The organism is Shewanella khirikhana, from assembly GCF_003957745.1.
Classification (GTDB): domain Bacteria; phylum Pseudomonadota; class Gammaproteobacteria; order Enterobacterales; family Shewanellaceae; genus Shewanella; species Shewanella khirikhana.
Map to the genome: position 1 here is coordinate 491,002 of NZ_CP020373.1, position 17,007 is coordinate 508,008.

At 54.5% G+C, this 17,007-nt stretch carries 16 protein-coding genes and 1 other annotated feature; of the genes, 10 read left to right on the forward strand and 6 right to left on the reverse strand.

Features of this window, described 5'->3' with window-relative positions; all coding sequences use genetic code 11:
- Together tyrA and STH12_RS02100 are read left to right on the forward strand one after the other, a co-directional pair.
- Positions 1-1,140 carry a bifunctional chorismate mutase/prephenate dehydrogenase gene (tyrA, locus tag STH12_RS02095; RefSeq protein ID WP_126166027.1) on the forward strand — a complete coding sequence of 380 codons (1,140 nt, stop codon included), beginning with the start codon at positions 1-3 and terminating at the stop codon, positions 1,138-1,140.
- Positions 1,141-1,344: 204 nt separating this feature from the next.
- Positions 1,345-1,719 carry a hypothetical protein gene (locus STH12_RS02100; RefSeq protein ID WP_126166028.1) on the forward strand — a complete coding sequence of 125 codons (375 nt, stop codon included), beginning with the start codon at positions 1,345-1,347 and terminating at the stop codon, positions 1,717-1,719.
- A 77-nt stretch (positions 1,720-1,796) separates the two neighbouring features.
- Here the strand turns inward: STH12_RS02100 and STH12_RS02105 are convergent, their stop codons facing one another.
- Positions 1,797-3,773, reverse strand: coding sequence for a chorismate mutase (locus tag STH12_RS02105; RefSeq protein ID WP_126166029.1), 1,977 nt, complete (start codon positions 3,771-3,773; stop codon positions 1,797-1,799).
- A gap of 32 nt (positions 3,774-3,805) precedes the next feature.
- Positions 3,806-3,931 (reverse strand) — a sequence feature (Phe leader region).
- 111 nt (positions 3,932-4,042) lie between these two features.
- A complete protein-coding gene (gene hpf / locus STH12_RS02110) occupies positions 4,043-4,396 on the reverse strand; it encodes a ribosome hibernation-promoting factor, HPF/YfiA family (RefSeq protein WP_126166030.1) in 354 nt (117 codons plus the stop codon).
- A gap of 291 nt (positions 4,397-4,687) precedes the next feature.
- Between hpf and STH12_RS02115 the strand changes: the two genes are divergently transcribed.
- On the forward strand, positions 4,688-5,356 hold the full coding sequence (locus STH12_RS02115; RefSeq protein WP_126166031.1) for a cytochrome b/b6 domain-containing protein: 669 nt from the start codon (positions 4,688-4,690) through the stop codon (positions 5,354-5,356).
- A 61-nt stretch (positions 5,357-5,417) separates the two neighbouring features.
- On the opposite strand, the gene STH12_RS02120 is transcribed toward STH12_RS02115, so the two are convergent.
- Complete coding sequence (locus STH12_RS02120; protein ID WP_126166032.1) at positions 5,418-5,861, reverse strand: c-type cytochrome; 444 nt, start codon at positions 5,859-5,861, stop codon at positions 5,418-5,420.
- 187 nt (positions 5,862-6,048) lie between these two features.
- Here STH12_RS02120 and STH12_RS02125 point away from each other — a divergent pair, with 187 nt between their 5' ends.
- Complete coding sequence (locus tag STH12_RS02125) at positions 6,049-6,345, forward strand: Trp family transcriptional regulator (RefSeq protein ID WP_126166033.1); 297 nt, start codon at positions 6,049-6,051, stop codon at positions 6,343-6,345.
- Positions 6,346-6,379: 34 nt separating this feature from the next.
- Here STH12_RS02125 and STH12_RS02130 read toward each other — a convergent pair whose 3' ends face one another.
- Positions 6,380-6,748: a hypothetical protein gene (locus STH12_RS02130; protein WP_126166034.1), complete on the reverse strand. Its 369-nt coding sequence runs from the start codon at positions 6,746-6,748 to the stop codon at positions 6,380-6,382.
- A 123-nt stretch (positions 6,749-6,871) separates the two neighbouring features.
- Complete coding sequence (slyD, locus tag STH12_RS02135) at positions 6,872-7,483, reverse strand: peptidylprolyl isomerase (protein WP_126166035.1); 612 nt, start codon at positions 7,481-7,483, stop codon at positions 6,872-6,874.
- 589 nt (positions 7,484-8,072) lie between these two features.
- Between slyD and thrA the strand changes: the two genes are divergently transcribed.
- The 6 genes from thrA (at position 8,073) to STH12_RS02165 (ending at position 16,717) form a co-directional block, all read left to right on the forward strand.
- Positions 8,073-10,538 (forward strand): bifunctional aspartate kinase/homoserine dehydrogenase I, encoded by a 2,466-nt coding sequence (thrA, locus tag STH12_RS02140; RefSeq protein WP_126166036.1) that lies wholly within the window; start codon positions 8,073-8,075, stop codon positions 10,536-10,538.
- Positions 10,535-11,479, forward strand: coding sequence for a homoserine kinase (gene thrB / locus STH12_RS02145; RefSeq protein WP_126166037.1), 945 nt, complete (start codon positions 10,535-10,537; stop codon positions 11,477-11,479). The genes thrA and thrB overlap by 4 nt, the downstream gene beginning before the upstream one ends.
- A 9-nt stretch (positions 11,480-11,488) precedes the next feature.
- Positions 11,489-12,775 carry a threonine synthase gene (gene thrC / locus STH12_RS02150; protein WP_126166038.1) on the forward strand — a complete coding sequence of 429 codons (1,287 nt, stop codon included), beginning with the start codon at positions 11,489-11,491 and terminating at the stop codon, positions 12,773-12,775.
- Positions 12,776-12,917: 142 nt separating this feature from the next.
- Positions 12,918-14,966 (forward strand): hybrid sensor histidine kinase/response regulator, encoded by a 2,049-nt coding sequence (locus STH12_RS02155; protein ID WP_126166039.1) that lies wholly within the window; start codon positions 12,918-12,920, stop codon positions 14,964-14,966.
- On the forward strand, positions 14,966-16,060 hold the full coding sequence (locus tag STH12_RS02160) for a response regulator transcription factor (protein ID WP_126166040.1): 1,095 nt from the start codon (positions 14,966-14,968) through the stop codon (positions 16,058-16,060). Before STH12_RS02155 ends, STH12_RS02160 begins: the two co-directional genes overlap by 1 nt.
- Positions 16,061-16,177: 117 nt before the next feature.
- Positions 16,178-16,717 carry a hemerythrin domain-containing protein gene (locus STH12_RS02165; RefSeq protein WP_126166041.1) on the forward strand — a complete coding sequence of 180 codons (540 nt, stop codon included), beginning with the start codon at positions 16,178-16,180 and terminating at the stop codon, positions 16,715-16,717.
- Positions 16,718-16,796: 79 nt separating this feature from the next.
- Here STH12_RS02165 and STH12_RS02170 read toward each other — a convergent pair whose 3' ends face one another.
- On the reverse strand, positions 16,797-16,982 hold the full coding sequence (locus STH12_RS02170; RefSeq protein WP_126166042.1) for a DUF3545 family protein: 186 nt from the start codon (positions 16,980-16,982) through the stop codon (positions 16,797-16,799).
- Positions 16,983-17,007 lie beyond the last annotated feature (25 nt).

The window sequence follows — 17,007 nt, forward strand, 5'->3', positions numbered from 1 at the left end:
ATGAGCGAAAAGACCACCGCCGAACTCGAGAATTTACGGGACCTTATTGATGGTGTAGACAGCCAGCTTCTGTCGCTGCTGAGAAAACGTCTCGATCTGGTGGCCCAGGTCGGTACCGTCAAACACGCTGCTGGGCTACCGATTTATGCCCCGGCGCGGGAGGCGGCCATGCTCGGCAAGCGCCGCACCGAAGCCGAGGCCATGGGGGTGAGCCCGCAGCTGATTGAAGACATCTTGAGACGGCTGATGCGTGAATCCTACATGAGCGAGAAGGATGTGGGCTTCAAACAGGTGAACCCTGAGCTTGGCCATATCGTCATCATAGGTGGTCAGGGGCAGCTGGGGCGATTGTTCGCCCAGATGTTTGCGCTCTCTGGATATGAGGTGCGCCTCTTGGACAAAGAGGATTGGGACCATGCCGACGAGCTGTTTCAAGGCGCCGGTTTGGTGCTGGTGACTGTGCCTATTGCCGCTACCTGTTCGCTTATCCGTGAGCGCCTGGGTAATTTGCCAAAGCACTGCATACTGGCGGATCTGACCTCCGTCAAGGGGGCGCCACTCAAGGCCATGCTGGAAACTCACAAAGGGCCGGTTGTCGGGCTACACCCCATGTTCGGCCCGGATGTGGGCAGCCTTGCCAAGCAGGTGGTGGTGGTGTGCCATGGCCGTGAGCCAAACCAGTACCAGTGGCTGATGGAGCAGATTGGCATTTGGGGTGCACGCCTGGTGGAGGCCGACGCCGGTCGCCACGATAAGGCAATGCAATTGGTGCAGGCCATGCGTCACTTCTCGTCGTTCGTCTATGGCTTGAACCTTTGCCGTGAGCAGGCGGACATCGATACCCTGCTCGAGTTCAGCTCGCCCATTTACCGGCTGGAGCTTGCGATGGTAGGGCGTCTTTTTGCCCAGAGCGGCGAGCTGTATGCTGACATTATCTTCGCCCAGCAAGAGAGTCTGACGGCCATTGCTGACTTCCTCGATAACTACCGCGATGCGCTGGAGCTGTTGAAAACAGGTGACAGAGCAGGCTTTATCACGCGCTTCAACGAAGTTTCAAACTGGTTTGGCAATTACTCCCAGCAGTTCCTCACCGAAAGCCGTGCCATGCTGCAATCGGTCAACGATATGCGGTCGGTGTAACCGACGGGCAGCTAGAAGCTGATACCGTTGCTGAGCGTCGACTGGCTTAAGTTTGCGCTCAGCATCGAAAGATATACTCGGGCTGTTTTTTCGGGCCTTGGTTGCGCTTTTGCCAATGGGAAAGTAAGGTTAAATCAGGGCCGTGACCAATATGTTGCAAACGGTTCAATTTACCGACTCTCGTCAGCCTTACCGGAGCACGCCATGGCCCAATTGAGTTTGCCCCACGCCACCGCCCAGGATACCAGCCTTATTCATTTGCAGTATGGGCTGATGAGTGCCTTTCCCCTGTTGCTGCCGGTGCTGGCAGCGCTGGTGCTCAATCTGTCGCTGCGCAAAAGTGATTGCTGCAGTATCTGCATTACCCACCTTAAGTGGCAGCGTAACTCCATGTTTGGGTTGGTGCTTGGTGCAGCTGCCTGGTATTGGTTGCCGACAGGGTGGATGGCGGCTACGGCTTTGGTGGCTGTGCTTGCCTGGTTTGTGCTGCGGATTGTAAAGGGCTGGGTCAGCCTGATTGATGGGGTTGCGATTCAGTCGACGATGCGCCGGGAGCAAGCGGCCAACTCTATCGAGTAACGGATAATCGCACTAAGCAAAAGGGGCCAATTGGCCCCTTTTTCACATGTTCAGTTCACAAACAGTCGGGTCATGACTTAGATAAAAAACTGTCGCAGGGTATCGCTGTAATGACTTTCTGCGATAGCGGCATCCAGCGGCACTTCCAGCAGCAAGCCATCGGCACCAAGGTTTCTTACCGCCTTGGCCTGGCGGGGACAGGCGTCGTGACTGACCGCATAGCTTGGATTCACCAGCACTGGCAGATGGCTGCGGGCTTTAAGCTCCACCAAACCTGCCAAATCCAGCGTGGCCAAGCTGCTGCTATTAAAGCTACTGACCCCTGACTCACACAGCATCAGCTGCTGATTGCCGGCGCCCAGGATCACATCGGCCGCAGCCAGCAGCTCATCGATATCCGCCATGGTATTGCGCTCAAGCACCAACGGCAGATGCAGCTTACCTACGCGCTCCAGCAGCGGTCTGTTGAACATCTGCTTGCCTTTAATCAGGATAAGCTCGACCCGGGAGATGGCATGCTCAAGCTCCTCTTCTCTGTCCACGGCTGCCGCCGTCACAAGGCCGAACTTCTCGGCTGCTTTGGCACAGGCATCCAGCGCTTTGGCGGGATCCGGCCGCTCCGACAGCTTATCCAGCACAAGCCCGGCAAAGCCGGCGGCCTTAAGCTGCTTGAGGAAAGGCTCGAAGCCCTTAAGGGTGTCCGGCAGCGCAAGCTGAGCCAGAGCACCTGTATTACCATTGCCAATCAGTAGCGGGCCTGCCTGCACTTCACTGACAGATTCTTTATAGCCAAGGCTGTGGCGGGCCGGAGCATCAGTGATCTGAGACTGGCCCTTGGCGGACGCTGGTGCATCGGCACGGAAATGCTCAGGCTCTATCAATAGTTGGGCATTGGAGAGCTGGGTGGGCGCCACAGTTTCGCAGGGGTAACAACCCAATACTTTGATAAAGCGGGTAATGCGCTCAAGCTCTTTCAGTGCCAATTGCATAGGCGCGCTGGTGAGATTGGCGTCGATATCCAAATAAAACATCTCTTCCCATGGCGTGCCGGGAATGGGGCGGCTTTCCAGCTTACTCATATTGAGGTTATTGGCCTTGAGTACCAGCAGAGCTTCCACCAGGGCGCCGGGCTTCTGGCCGGTGGCCATGATCAGGGTGCACTTGGCGGGCAGTTGCTCGGGCACGGCCACCGCTTTACGGGCCACAACGATAAAGCGGCTCTGGTTGACCTTTTGGTTGGCAAGCCCCTTCTCGATGGCTTCCAGCTGGTACAGGGCGCCACCTTCGGCGCTGCCGATGGCGGCAACATCCTTGCTGTCTGCCGCCTGCACTTTTTCCATGGCTTCGGCGCTGGAGGCGCAATATTCAAGCCTTACCCCGGGATGGCGGGCCAGATAGCGACTGCACTGACTGATGGGCTGAGGATGGGCGTACAGCGTCTTGATGTCGCTCGCCTTGGTGCCGGGCTTGGCCAGCAGGCAATGGCCCACTTCAATGGTGGTTTCACCGACGATGGCCAGACTGGTGTGCTGCAGCACATCATAGACTTCGTTAATGGAGCCTGAGGAGGTGTTCTCAATCGGCAGGAAGCCATAATCGGCATGGCCAGACTCAACTGCGTGCACGATTTCATCGAAGCTCTGGCAGCCCAAATCCACCATGTCGACCTGACGGCGCTGACAGTAGCGATTGGCGGCAAGGTAAGAGTAGGAGCCTCGGGCGCCCAGATAAGCGATGCAATATTGCTGCTTTTGGGTCTCAGGATTGGCTCGGCCATGGAGATAGGCCTGTTGGTTCAGCACCGAGTCTTCGATGATGCTCTGGTACAGCTGCATCACAAAGTGGGGGTCGAGACCCTGTTCACGGCCTTTTTGCACCAGTCGAGACAGCAGTTCGCGCTCGCGCTGGGTGTCGCGCACCGGACGTACATCCACCTCTTTGCTGCGGGCAACTTCGAGGCTGAGGTTCCGGCGCTTGGCCAGTAATTGCAGCACTGTGTTGTCGATGTCGGTGATCTGCTCCCGGGTTTCGCTCAGGGGCTGTGGTTTCTCCATGCTGACCTCTGTTTGTGTTAACTGCATCGCCTAACAAAAAAGCCCCCCGGTTTGGCGGGAGGCTTTTGAATTTTCACTTTCGTTTTTACACAGAAAATCCGCCTCCTCAAGGGAAGTGAATAAAAAAGAAAGTAAAAACTGCAAATACGGGTGTTTTCATGGCCTTTAAAACTAATGGGCGAGCCTTGGGGTGTCAATCAAAAAATCTGCAACCTGTGCAGAAAAGTAAAGCGCACCCGGAGGTGCGCTGTGGTTGAGACTAGATGCGGTCAAGCTGCGTATTCTTTCTCGTAATCATCATCCAAGTCGGCTTCGGGTGCCGCAGGGGCGGCTTCATTGCGCTTGGCTTCGGGTTTGTGGATCAGGCGATTGAGCTGTTTCTCCAGCTTTTGTCCCATGGCCGTAATGGCTGCATACAGGTTTTCGTGTTTCGCCTGGGCAAATAAATCTCCTTGAGGTACGCCAACAGAGGCTTCGATTTTAAAGAGGGCTTTCTCCTGGCTGATAATCACGTGAGGGTTAATCAGCTGGACATCGTGGCGTTCAAGCTTTTCAAAGCGGCTTTCTACGCGTTCACGGATGGGAGTGGTAACTTCGAACTGTTTGCTGGTGATTTTCAACATATTGTCGAACCTCTTTTTCTGTTTCCGTGGTTTCAGACTACCAACCTGCCCTGCGAAAGTCGTGAGTAAAATCACGTTTTATCAAGGCCTGAATATCGTTCGCTTTATATTTGAACGCTTGAATCAAAAAGCCGAAAAAAGCCTCTGATTTGCTTGAATGTGCCCCAAAAGAGGCGCATATTCGAATGGATAACTCACCCCTGCTTACACTCATTTCCTTCTCTTTCCCCCTCGATTTGATTACCATCCCGATACTTTTTCAGGCTATTTCCTGTGTATGCGGAGGACGTAATGACGCACGCCAAGGTGTGGGATTTGCCAGTCAGGCTTTTTCATTGGTTGATGGTGACCTTGCTCGGTTTGCTTTGGTGGAGTGCCGAAGTGGGCGAGATGCAATGGCATCAGGTATTTGCTTATAGTTTGATGGCGCTGCTGCTGTTTCGGATTGTTTGGGGCTTTATCGGCAGTGATACAGCTCGCTTCTCACACTTTTTGCACCACCCTGTGACGGTACTGCAATATGCCAAAACTACCCTCAGTCGCGGCGTGAAGGGGCACCATGGCCATAACCCGCTCGGTGGCTATATGGTTCTGGTGCTGCTGGTTTGCTTGGCAGTGCAGCTGGTATCTGGGCTGTTTGCTACCGATGAAGTATTTACCGAAGGGCCTTTGGTGAGCATGGTCAGCAGCGATACTGCCTCCTGGCTTACCTGGTTGCACAAGCGCAATTTCGATTTGCTGCTTATTCTCGCTGGCGTGCATGTGCTGGCAGTGCTGTGGCATCTGCTCAAGGGCGATAAGTTACTTGGCGCCATGGTGACCGGTCGCAGACGCCGTGACGAGATTAACGTGAACTCAGATATCAGCTTTGCGCCTTTGTGGAAAGCCGCCATCCTGTTGCTGCTGGTGGCCTTGCCGGTGGCTTACTTGCTGCTGTGGCCGGCGATTCAGAGTTTGTGAGTACTGTTTTTCGCAATAAAAAAGCCTGCATTCGCAGGCTTTTTTATGTGACAACGTCAGATCAGTCTTTCTTGTAGTTGTCGTGGCAGCCTTTACAGCTCTTGCCTGTGTTCATAAAGGCCGCCTTGATGGCGTCCTTGTCACCACCTTGGGCGACTTCGGCAAGCTTGGCAGCGTTATTCTGGAATTCGGTCATGCGGCTGTCGAAGTCGGCCTTGTTTTCCCAAATTTTGGGCAGGGCTTCGGTGTTGCCTTTGTCAGAACCATCGATAAAACCTTCGGCAGGCAGCTTTGACAGGGCGGCCACGTTGGCAGCGCGCTGTGCAAAAATCTCTGCGTTGAATTCCTTTTTGCCTTTCAGCATGGCGCCCATGTCACCGAATTGGTAAGCAATCAGACCGAAAGCTGACTCGCGGTAGTGGATGGCGTCGTCGGTGTTCTCAAAGTTGTTCGCGGTGGCACTGAAGGCCAGCAGTGCGCTCAGGCAAAGCAGTGTTTTTTTCATTGTTATTCTTCCTTGTGCAGAATGATTCAAGGGATGAAAGCGCACCATTCTACCCACAACCAAGGCAAACTAAACAGCGCAATTTGTTAGATTTTGTGTGATGCCGGAGTGAGCGCAGTGGAATTGTCTGTGGCGGGGGGGCTTGATACACTCTGGGCTGGTCACTACGCCGAAGCAAGAGGACATTATGCGGGCATCCTGGAACCTGGTATTGGAGAAAATCCTGACTCACCCTGACAAGGGCGAGCTGGTGACCCTGTTTCAACTCTTGCTGACTGAAGAAGAGCGCGGCGCGATTGCCGGCCGCTTAAAGGTGTTTCAGTTGCTGCTGGCAGGTGAGCTCAGTCAGCGCCAGATTGCCGCTGAATACCAGATAAGTATTGCCACCATCACCCGTTGCTCCAATTACCTGAAGCACATGAGCGACGACGAGCGCGCCGCCATTGCCAAGCTTATCGTGACCGATCCTGCCGATATTCGCTGACGCCAATAGTCTTACTGTCGTCAGCAGTGCCAGCTCAGGGGGTTGGTATCTGGTGGTGGCGGTAGTTGGCGCGGCTTGCCAACACGTAAAGACCGTAGGCCATCAAAGCCAGCGACGGCATTATGTGCCATCCGTTGCCACTCATTCCCAGTAACAGCACGCTGAGCGCCAAACAGGCGAATGGAAAAAGCTCGTACATGAACTTGGGCAGACGACCTTTTTTGCGTTTGCGTGCAGGATCGGTGCGGCGGTTTTCCGAGCGCATGATATAGATGCGCGCCCCCATAAAAAACAGCAGCAATCCGGCGGCCAGGCTCAAAGTCGACTGATGCCAGATCAGGGTGATGGCCGCAGCCAGCATGCAGGCGTGGGGTAGGGGTTCGTAAAGGGCTCGACTCAACATGGGACACTCCTTGTTGCGGGTTAAGTTGGCAATCCCTGCCAACAATGAGTTTACGCCATAAAAAAAACACCGGCCAAAAAATGACCGGTATTTTCGATGGATTTCCAACTAATGGTTGGCGCCTTAGCCCCGGCAGCCGCAACCACCGTTGCCATCACAGCCTGGCTTGGCTTCTTTTTCGTGGTCGTGTTCACAGTGACCGTGGTCGTGATCATGACCGCCACAGCAACCGCCTTCATCATGGTGATGGTGGTGACCGCCACAGCCGCCGTGGGCGTGGATATGGCCGTGGGCAACTTCTTCAGCGCTGGCTTCGCGTACATCAACCACTTCAACGTAGAAGGTCAGTGATTGGCCGGCCAGCGGATGGTTACCGTCAACAATCACGCTGTTGTCCAGCACTTCGGTTACCTGAACCGGACGCTGACCCATTTCGGTTTCAGCGATAAAGCGCATGCCGGGCACTATGTCTTCGATGCCGCCGAAGGCTTCCAGTGGCACTTCCTGACGCAGACCGTCATGGTATGGACCGTAGGCCTGTTCGCAATCTACGGTTACTTCCAGGTTTTCGCCGGCAGCTTTACCTTCCAGAGCGGACTCCAGACCAGGGATCAGATTCTCGGCACCGTGCAGGTACACCATGGGGTCGGCCTCAAAGGAACTTTCAATCAGCTGGTCTTGCTGATCGCTCAAGCGATAGTGGATGGTTACCGCGCTGTGCTTAGTGATCTTCATACTGCCTCCATATACGCAATGTGGCGGCATAATACCCCGCTTTTCGGGGGCTGGCGATGATTTACATCAGTGATTGTTAACTTAAACGGCTTTTTTTACGTTTCTGCATTGTGGGGAATTTGGCTGCAGATCGGACTGTGCTCCAGGGGGCTGTGGGTTATCGGCTTCGAACCACAGTACAACCTAAATATAATCAATAAATTACCTATTTCCATGCGGCGTTCGTTAACCTTTACGTTAAGTGGGTTTAGCGCCAATCTTTTACGATAAAAACTGAAGTATTTTCATCTTAAGAAAGCAATGATTGCAGTATCTGAAATATTGTTGCCAATCTGTAAAAAATACTTGATTTCGGGGCTTGACAAGGATGGCTAAAACAAGCAATTCTGTGTCCACACCTTAATCAGGACGTGAACTATTCACATGTATCAGCAGCTCGTAGTGACCACCATTATTACTACCACCACCATTACCATAATGGGGGCGGGCTGATTACACCCTGAAGAAAAATTCAAAACAAAGGCCCGCTCCCCCAAAAGGAGCGGGTTTTTTGTTTCTGGGGCAAGCGAGGCAGATTGGAGTAGCAAAGATGAAAGTCATGAAGTTTGGGGGTACCTCGCTGGCCAACTGGCAGCGTTTCGAAATGGCGGCCAATATCGTCGCCGATGCGGCTAAAGCGTCTCAGGTGGCGGCCGTGTTGTCTGCACCCGCTACTGTAACCAACGGTTTGTTGGAAATGGTGGATGTGGCCGTGGCCGGCGGCGATTTTGAGGCCGTGCTGGGAAGGGTAAAGGGCGTGTTTGAGAGCCTGTTTGCCGATGCCTGTCGCCATCGTCCCAAGGTCTGTAGCAAGGCGCTGGCCGACGCGCTCGCATCTCAGGTCAGTGTCTGGCAAACCCGCTTGCAAGGGGTGTCGCTTTTGGGGGAGTGCCCTGATGGGGTGCGCGCTGAAATCGTGGTCTCCGGCGAGCGGCTGTCCACTGAGTTGATGGTTGCCCTGATGAATGCCGATGGCCCCGGCGCCGATAAGCTGGACCCCAGAGCCCTGTTTCTGGCCCATGGCACACCGCTGGAATCTGTGGTGGATATCGCTGTCAGTAAGCCAAGATTTAAGGCTCTGGCGCTGCAAAGTAAACGTGTGTGGGTAATGCCTGGCTTTACCGCCGCCGACGAGCAGGGCCGCACCGTGACCCTCGGGCGCAATGGCTCTGACTATTCCGCCGCTGTGCTGGCCGCTTGCCTCGATGCCCAAAGCTGTGAGATCTGGACCGACGTGGATGGGGTGTACAACACCGACCCCCGGGTGGTTGCCGATGCCAAGCTGTTGTCGCAGCTCTCATATCAGGAGGCCATGGAGCTGTCTTACTTTGGCGCCAAGGTGCTGCACCCCAAGACCATAGCGCCCATCGCTCAGTTCCATATCCCTTGCTACATCAAAAACAGTTTTAATCCGTCGGCGCCGGGCACCCTGGTATCCAACGCCGCCGATGAGACCGGGCTGCAGGTAAAAGCCATCTCCAGCCTCGACAACCAAACCATGTTCGATGTGTCCGGCCCCGGCATGAAAGGCATGGTGGGTATGGCCAGCCGCACCCTGGGCGCCATCGCCCGTGCCGGTGTATCTGTGTCGCTTATCACCCAAAGCTCCTGTGAATACTCCATCAGCTTTTGCGTTTCCGGTAACGATGCTGCCAAGGTGAAATCGGCGCTGCAGCTCGAGTTTGAACTTGAACTCAAGAGCGAACTGCTTGAGCCGCTGGAGGCCCGTGACGGCCTGGCGATCGTGTCACTTATCGGCGATGGCATGCGCACCCACAAGGGCGTAGCGGCCAAGTTTTTCTCGGCGCTGGCTCAGTCGGGCGTGAACATTGTTGCTATCGCCCAGGGCTCCTCTGAGCGCTCTATCTCTGCGGTGGTGGAGCAGCGCAAGGTACAGAATGCCATCGGCGCCTGTCATCAGCGCTTCTTCGATGTGCAGCAATATCTGGATGTGTTCCTGGTAGGCGCAGGTAATGTGGGCGCCGGACTGCTGGCACAGGTGAAGAACCAGGCCGAAGCGCTCAAAGAGCTGCATATCAGCATCCGTGTTTGTGGTATCGCCAATTCGCGCAAGATGCTGCTCGATGCGCGCGGCATTGACCTTGGCAATTGGCAGGGGCTGCTCGCTGACAGTGAAACCGATTGCGATCTGGGCGCCATGCTCTCGTGGGCCAAAGAAAAGCAGCTGCTGAATCCGGTGCTGGTGGACTGCACCTCGTCTTCAGCCGTAGCCGACCGATATCTTGAGGTGATGGAAGCGGGCATGCACGTGGTGACGCCTAATAAGAAGGCCAATACCCGTGATTTGGATTACTACCGGGCGCTGCGCGAAGCGGCGCTCAGAAACAGACGTCAGTTCCTGTATGAGACCAACGTCGGCGCCGGATTGCCGGTTATCGATAATCTGAAAAAGCTGCTCTGCGCCGGTGATAAGTTGCACAGATTCAATGGCATACTCTCAGGTTCGCTGTCGTTTATCTTTGGCAAGCTGGATGAGGGCATGAGCCTGTCGGAAGCGACCGGCATCGCCCGTGACAAATGCTTTACCGAGCCGGATCCAAGAGACGATCTCTCAGGTATGGATGTGGCCCGCAAGGTGCTTATTCTCGCCCGTGAGGTGGGAATGGAGCTTGAACTTGAGGATGTGGTGGTGGATTCGGTGCTGCCAGCCACTTTCGATGCCAGCGGCGATGTAAATACTTTTATGGCGAATCTGCCCAAGGCGGACGCCGAGATTGCCGCTATGGTGGAAAATGCCCGCAGCGAGGGCAAGGTGCTGCGCTACGTGGGGCAAATCGATGAGTCAGGCTGCCGGGTGAGCATTCAGGCTGTTGGGCCTGAGGACCCACTTTTCAGCGTGAAAGGCGGCGAGAATGCGCTCGCCTTCTATAGCCGTTACTATCAACCTATTCCGTTTGTTCTGCGGGGATATGGTGCGGGTACTGATGTGACTGCGGCCGGCGCCTTTGCCGATTTGCTGCGTACCCTGAACTGGACCCGTGAGGTGAGTTTATGAGTTTGACCGTGTATGCCCCGGCCTCCATGGGCAATGTGGGCGTAGGATTCGATTTGCTCGGTGCGGCGCTGGCGCCCATCGATGGCAATTTGCTCGGCGACAGAGTGATGATAACCAGGGCCGATGCTGGCCTCGCCCTGAATACCACAGGTGTTTGGGCCCATAAGCTGCCAGCCAATCCAGAAGAGAACATAGTGTGGCAGTGCGCCGAGTTCTTTTTGCAGCGGCTGGGGAAAGAAGAGCAGGGCATCGCCCTGACGCTGGAGAAAAACCTGCCGGTTGGCAGTGGTCTTGGCTCCAGCGCCAGCTCTGTGGTGGCGGCACTTTATGCCCTGAATGAGTACTTCGACAAGCCGTTTGATGAACAGGCGCTGCTGGCGCTGATGGGCGAATTTGAGGGCAAAATCAGCGGCTCGGTGCATTATGACAACGTGGCGCCATGTTATCTCGGTGGTATGCAGCTGATGCTGGATTTGCCCGGGCGGATCTGCGAGTCAATTCCCAGCTTCGAGCATTGGTATTGGGTGGTGGCTTATCCTGGGATTTCTCTGTCTACCGCCAAGATGCGGGCTTTGATGCCGGACAGCTACGACAAGTCGGTGGTTATCGATTTTGGTCGTCACCTGTCGGCCTTTGTGCACGCTTCGTATCGTCAGGACGAAGCGCTGGCGCTGGCGGTACTCAAGGATGTGCTGGCCGAGCCATACCGTGCGCCCGCTATCCCAGGGTATGTTGAGGCGCGCGAGGCGCTGGCACAGCTTGGCATGCTGACCAGCGGCATTTCCGGCAGCGGCCCAACACTCTTTTCTGTGACCTCCAGCCTCGAGACCGCCGAAGCGGCCAAGGCCTGGCTGGAAGCCAACTATCTTTCTGAGGGCGGATTTGCCCATGTGTGCCGTCTGGATATGCAGGGCACCCGAGTCGTAGCGAGCGAAGGTTAAGGATACGCAATGGAACTTTACAATCTTAAACATCCCGATGAGCGGGTGAGTTTTTCCCAGGCGGTAAAGCTGGGGCTTGGCAAAGACCGCGGGCTGTTTTTCCCAACCCACATTCCTGAGCTGGACGACGTTGAAGCCCTGCTGGCTTTGCCCTTTGCTGAGCGCAGCAAAAAGGTGCTGGGCGCCTGGCTTGCCGACGAACTGGGTCAAGAGGCGGTAGATGGGCTGGTCGACAAGGCCTTTACCTTCCCGGCGCCGCTGGTGAAGGTGGATGACAGCCGATACAGTCTGGAGCTGTTCCACGGCCCGACGCTGGCGTTTAAAGACTTTGGCGCCCGCTTTATGGCCCAGTGCCTGAACGTGCTTGCCGGTGATGAGCGGTTGACCATTCTTACTGCCACTTCCGGCGATACCGGCGCTGCCGTGGCCGATGCCTTCTATGGTCTGGATAAGGTGCAGGTGTGTGTGCTTTACCCCAAGGGCAAAATCAGCCTGCTGCAGGAAAAGATGTTCACCACCTTGGGTAACAACATCCATACGGTGGCGGTTGAATCTGATTTCGATGCCTGTCAGGCGTTGGTGAAACAGGCATTTGATGATGCCGATGTGCGCGAAGGGCTGCACCTTAATTCGGCTAACTCTATCAATATCAGCCGTTTGCTGGCGCAAATCTGTTATTACTTCGAGGCCGTGGCCCAATATCGTAAGCAGCACGCTGATGCGCCTGTGATTGCTGTGCCCAGTGGCAACTTCGGAAACCTTACGGCGGGCTTCTTTGCCAAGGCCATGGGGCTGCCGGTGAAGCGTTTTGTTGCTGCCACCAACAGCAACGACACTGTGCCCCGTTATCTGGCAAGTGCAAGTTGGCAGGTCAACCCAACTGTGGCCACCATGTCCAACGCTATGGATGTGGCCGATCCCAGCAACTGGCCCCGTGTGGAAGCCATTGCCAAGGCCATGGGTTGGTCGCTGAGTGAGGTTGTTGGTGAGGCGCTGACGGAAGCCGAAACCAGTTCATCACTCAAGGTGCTGCATGCGCAGGGCTATTTGTCTGAGCCCCATGCGGCCATCGCCGCCGAGGCGCTTAATCGTCAGCTTGGTGAAGGCGAGCGCGGTATCTTCCTTGCCACTGCCCATCCGGCCAAATTCAAGGATGTGGTCGACCGCGAGCTGTCGCTGAAGCTGCCGCTGCCCGCCGAACTGGCGGCGGTGGAGCACAAGCCTGTGCTGTCTGCCGAACTTAAGCCGGATTTTGCTGCGCTCAAGGGCCATTTGTTTGCCGTGCTGCGTCAGTAACCGTGCTCAACATCTTTAATCAAAAGGAGGCTGCGGCCTCCTTTTTTCATGGATATTTTTATCGGATACAGAACCTTGTTCTGCAAAGCGGCAGAAGTTGACTAAGCTTTAAATCAAAGAAGGTTAACAGGAAACGACTGGAATGGACTCTGGTGCCAACAATATGCTGCTCGATGCCCGACAAGCCGTTTTTGATCCTGCCCTGCTAGCTGAACTGGGGCGGCTCCAGGCCCGCTTTATTCGCGGGGAAGACGTTATCCTGCCCCTTTGTCGAATTCTCGCCGAACACAGCGGCTCCCAGGCCGTATTGATGGTCGAGAAATCCAATGTTAACGCCGAGGAAATGCCGCCATCTGCGTCCTGCTGGTGCCGTGACTCGGTACGTTATCTCACCCTGTGGAAAGATATCCGAGACTGGCCCTTCGCCGAGCAGGAAGGGCTGGTGCATTGCTGGCACAAGTTCGTGGTATGGCCGGTAAAACACACCGACTTGCTGGTGTTCTTCCATTCCCCCAAAGATGCCTGGTTCGGCTTCATGCTGAGCTTCGGCGAGCTTATTGCCGATATCCTGATGGGTATCCTTACCCGCCAGTCGCTGCAATGGCACAACCGCTTACAGGAGCTCGCCGGGGGCGAGTCAGAGCAGGAAATGTTCCGCGCTATTGTCAGCAACAGCGATGATTTCATTCTGGTGGTAAAGCAGTACCACGAAGGCAGCAGCGAAATCGTTTACGCCAATGCCGCGGTTATTTGCATCAGTCTCTACCCGCGCAGCAAGTTGCAGGGGATGTCGTTAGCGCAGTTGTTCCCCAAAGGTACCCAGGCCAACGGTAATGAAGTGGACCTCTGTGCCTCATTAACTGCCGGGCAGGACTTTGACGATGAGATTTATTGTCGAAAAGCCAACGGTGAGCTCGCCTTTTTGCATATGCACGTGGTGGCATTGGAGCAGGACAATAAAGGAGGCTTGTTTGCGCTGATAGGCCGTGATTACACCGAGTATCGCGCCATGGAGCACACAGTCGCCCGCACCCAGAAAATGCAGGCCATTGGTCAACTGGTGGGCGGTATTGCCCATGATTTCAATAACATTCTTGGGGTGCTCAAAGGCAATGTCGAGCTGATGCAACTCAAAAACCGGGACGAGCGGCTTGAGAGTTACCTGAATACGGCGCTGAAGTCCTGCCAAAGGGGCACAGAGCTTACCCGTCGGTTGCTGCAGTTTTCTCGCCAGGAGCAGTTTAATGCCCAGCATTGTCAGGTAAATGAAGTTATTGAAAGTCTGAAAGATCTATTCGCCAAATCGCTCACCAGCCAGATCCGGCTGCAGTTTGAGCCTGCCCCGCAAACCATGGATGTGATGGTAGACCGTGGCGATTTGGAAGATGCGCTGCTTAATCTGGTGATCAATGCCAAGGATGCAATGAACGGCGAGGGCACCCTGACCATTTCCACCGGCGAGCAGGATTTGGCTGGTTTTTTGCCGGGTCTTGGCGGCAAGGTGATGGTGGAGGCTGGCCGTTACGTATGGATTTCAGTTACCGATTCGGGTCACGGTATTCCGCTGCATTTGCTGGAGAAAATCTTCGAGCCCTTCTTTACCACCAAGGATAAAAGCAAAGGCACCGGCCTTGGCCTTGCCATGATTTACGGCTTTGTGAAGCGCTCCAGTGGCTATATGAATGTCATCGCTACCGGCCCCTGCGGCACCGAGTTTCGGCTCTGGTTTCCTGCGGTGAAGGCCAAAAAGGCGGCGCTTGCTCCCAAGCTTACCCGCGATGCCAGCGTACCCCAGGTAGCCGGGCCACTCAGGGCGTTGCTGGTTGATGACGAGCCGGAGCTGCTGAATGTGCTCAGTGATTATTGTCAGTTGATGGGCATGGAGGTTGAAACCTTCAGCGATGGGGTCAGCATTCGCGAGAAATACCTCCACAATCCCTGTGACGCCGGGCTACTGGTAACCGATGTATTGATGCCCGGTGGCATCAACGGTTACGAGCTTGCCAGCGAACTCAGTGCGCTGCACCCGATGCCGGTGCTGCTGGTATCGGGCTTTATTGAAGATATAGGCGTGGAAAAACACGAAGAAATGCCATTCAAGGTACTACACAAACCCTTCGAGCTTTCTGCCTTTGCCAATGCGCTGGCAGAAGTCGGGGTGAAATTTGCGGGAAAAGGAGAAGTAAACTGATGGAACGACTCAATGTGTGGATAGTGGATGACGACACCGATTATTGCCATCTGATGCGTGAAGTGTTGCAGGATGACTATGAGGTGCAGTTGTTTTTCAATGCCGATAGTTACAAAAAGGCGTTGAGCGGCAAAAAGCCCGACATCGTTTTGATGGATATCAGCCTGCCTGACACCTCGGGCATTGCCCTTTGCGGTGAATTGCAGCAGGCAGGCATCGACAGCGCAGTTATCTTTGTTTCGGGTATGAATACCCTTGAAGAGCGACTGAAAGCTTACGAGGCCGGAGGAGTCGACTTTATTGCCAAGCCCTTTGAACTTAAAGAGCTGATGGCTAAAACCCACGCAGTGGCGACCTATCAAATCAAGAAGCGCTCGCTTGCCGAGGCGGAAAGTTTTTCCCGCAATATGGCATTCCAGTCGATGAATGAGTCGTCTCAGTATGGTGCCGTACTGCAGTTTTTCCGTCAGTGTTTCTTATGTCAGGACTATCGCTCGCTGGCGGATGCTTTTTTCGATTTGATGAATCAGCTGGAACTGAAAACCTGCCTTGAGATCCGGGTGGAAGAGCCACTGTATTTTGTGCCTGAGCACACCGCCATCAGCCCCATTGAGGCCAATATTTTTGAGCTGCTCGACCATCAGGGACGATTGTACGACTTTGGCTCCCGCACCGTGTGCAACGACAAGCACGTGTCCTTTTTGATTAAAAACATGCCCTTGAATGATGAGGTGCTTTACGGCCGAATTCGCGATGTGATTGCGGTGGTCGTAGAGGGGCTGGAGGCGCGGATCCTGGACATCTCCCGCCAGCAAACCCTGAAAAAGGCTATTGCCAATATCCAGCAGTTGGTTGGCGGGCTGTCGAACAGCATTCAGGAGAGCGATGAGCGCTTTTGCCATGCGCTGACCAATATCACTTCTGAAATCCGCGCCAGCTTCCATGTGCTGGATATGACCGAAGAGCAGGAGAACTTTTTTACCGGGCTGGTGGAGCGAAACCTGCGCGAGGCTAACTCGGCCAGTAATGCATTCCTGCGGCTGCAGGGCTCACTTAAGTCGGTGGTGGATGCGCTCGAACGCAGTAGTGCGTAGGCTAAAAGCTTGATCGCAATCACATTGGGGTTTTGGGTGCCTTTGCTATAGTGGTTAAGGTTCAGGCAGTTGACTACTATGTATTAGAGAAACAGACATTGGCACGGGGGACGACCTATGCTCAACCGACTGATGAGAGATCACAAGCATATCGCTATTTTGCTTAAGATCCTCAATAAGAAACGCGCTATGTTGGAAAACGGGGACAGCGTTAATTTCAACCTGGTGCGTGACATCGTGGAGTACATGCAAAGCTATGCCGAGCATAGCCATCACCCCCTTGAAGACGTGATTTACGACTATTGCCTGCAAAAGTACCCGTCGGTACCCAGGCTCGACCGCTTAAGTAAAGAACACCAGGCTCTGGTGGAGTCTTCGGCAGCCCTGATGGGTACCTTGAATCTTATTTTATGTGACGTGGTGGTGGCCAAAGAGAAGCTGATTGACGATCTGTCTGGCTATGTTCGAAGCCAGGAAGAGCACATGCTGTTTGAAGAACGGGAAATGTTTCCGTTATTGTCGCGGCAACTGACCGACGAAGACTGGCATCAAATCAACGAGCGTTGTCTTATTAAGCTGGTGGAAGACCCGCTATTCAGCGACAACGATAACCAGCTGTTTGATGAGCTGAAAAACTACCTGTCACAGTCCGACTAAACAGTTGAGTTCTAGTTCTGTTGCTGATCCAACAGACATTAAAAAAGAGCGCCTGAGGCGCTCTTTTTTTGAATGCGATTTATGCCAGGAGGCTGTCGACATCGTAATCAAAGTTGGAATCGATATCCTGCAATTCCTTCAGCAGGCGATGCTTATCCTTCAGCGCTTCGATTTCCCTCCATTTACGTTTCTTGTTGGAGCCCTTGGAGCGACCTGGTCTTTCTACGACTTCATCTAGCGCACTACCATAATCTAAACGATCCATGGCAACCTCCTGTTGTTGTATGTTT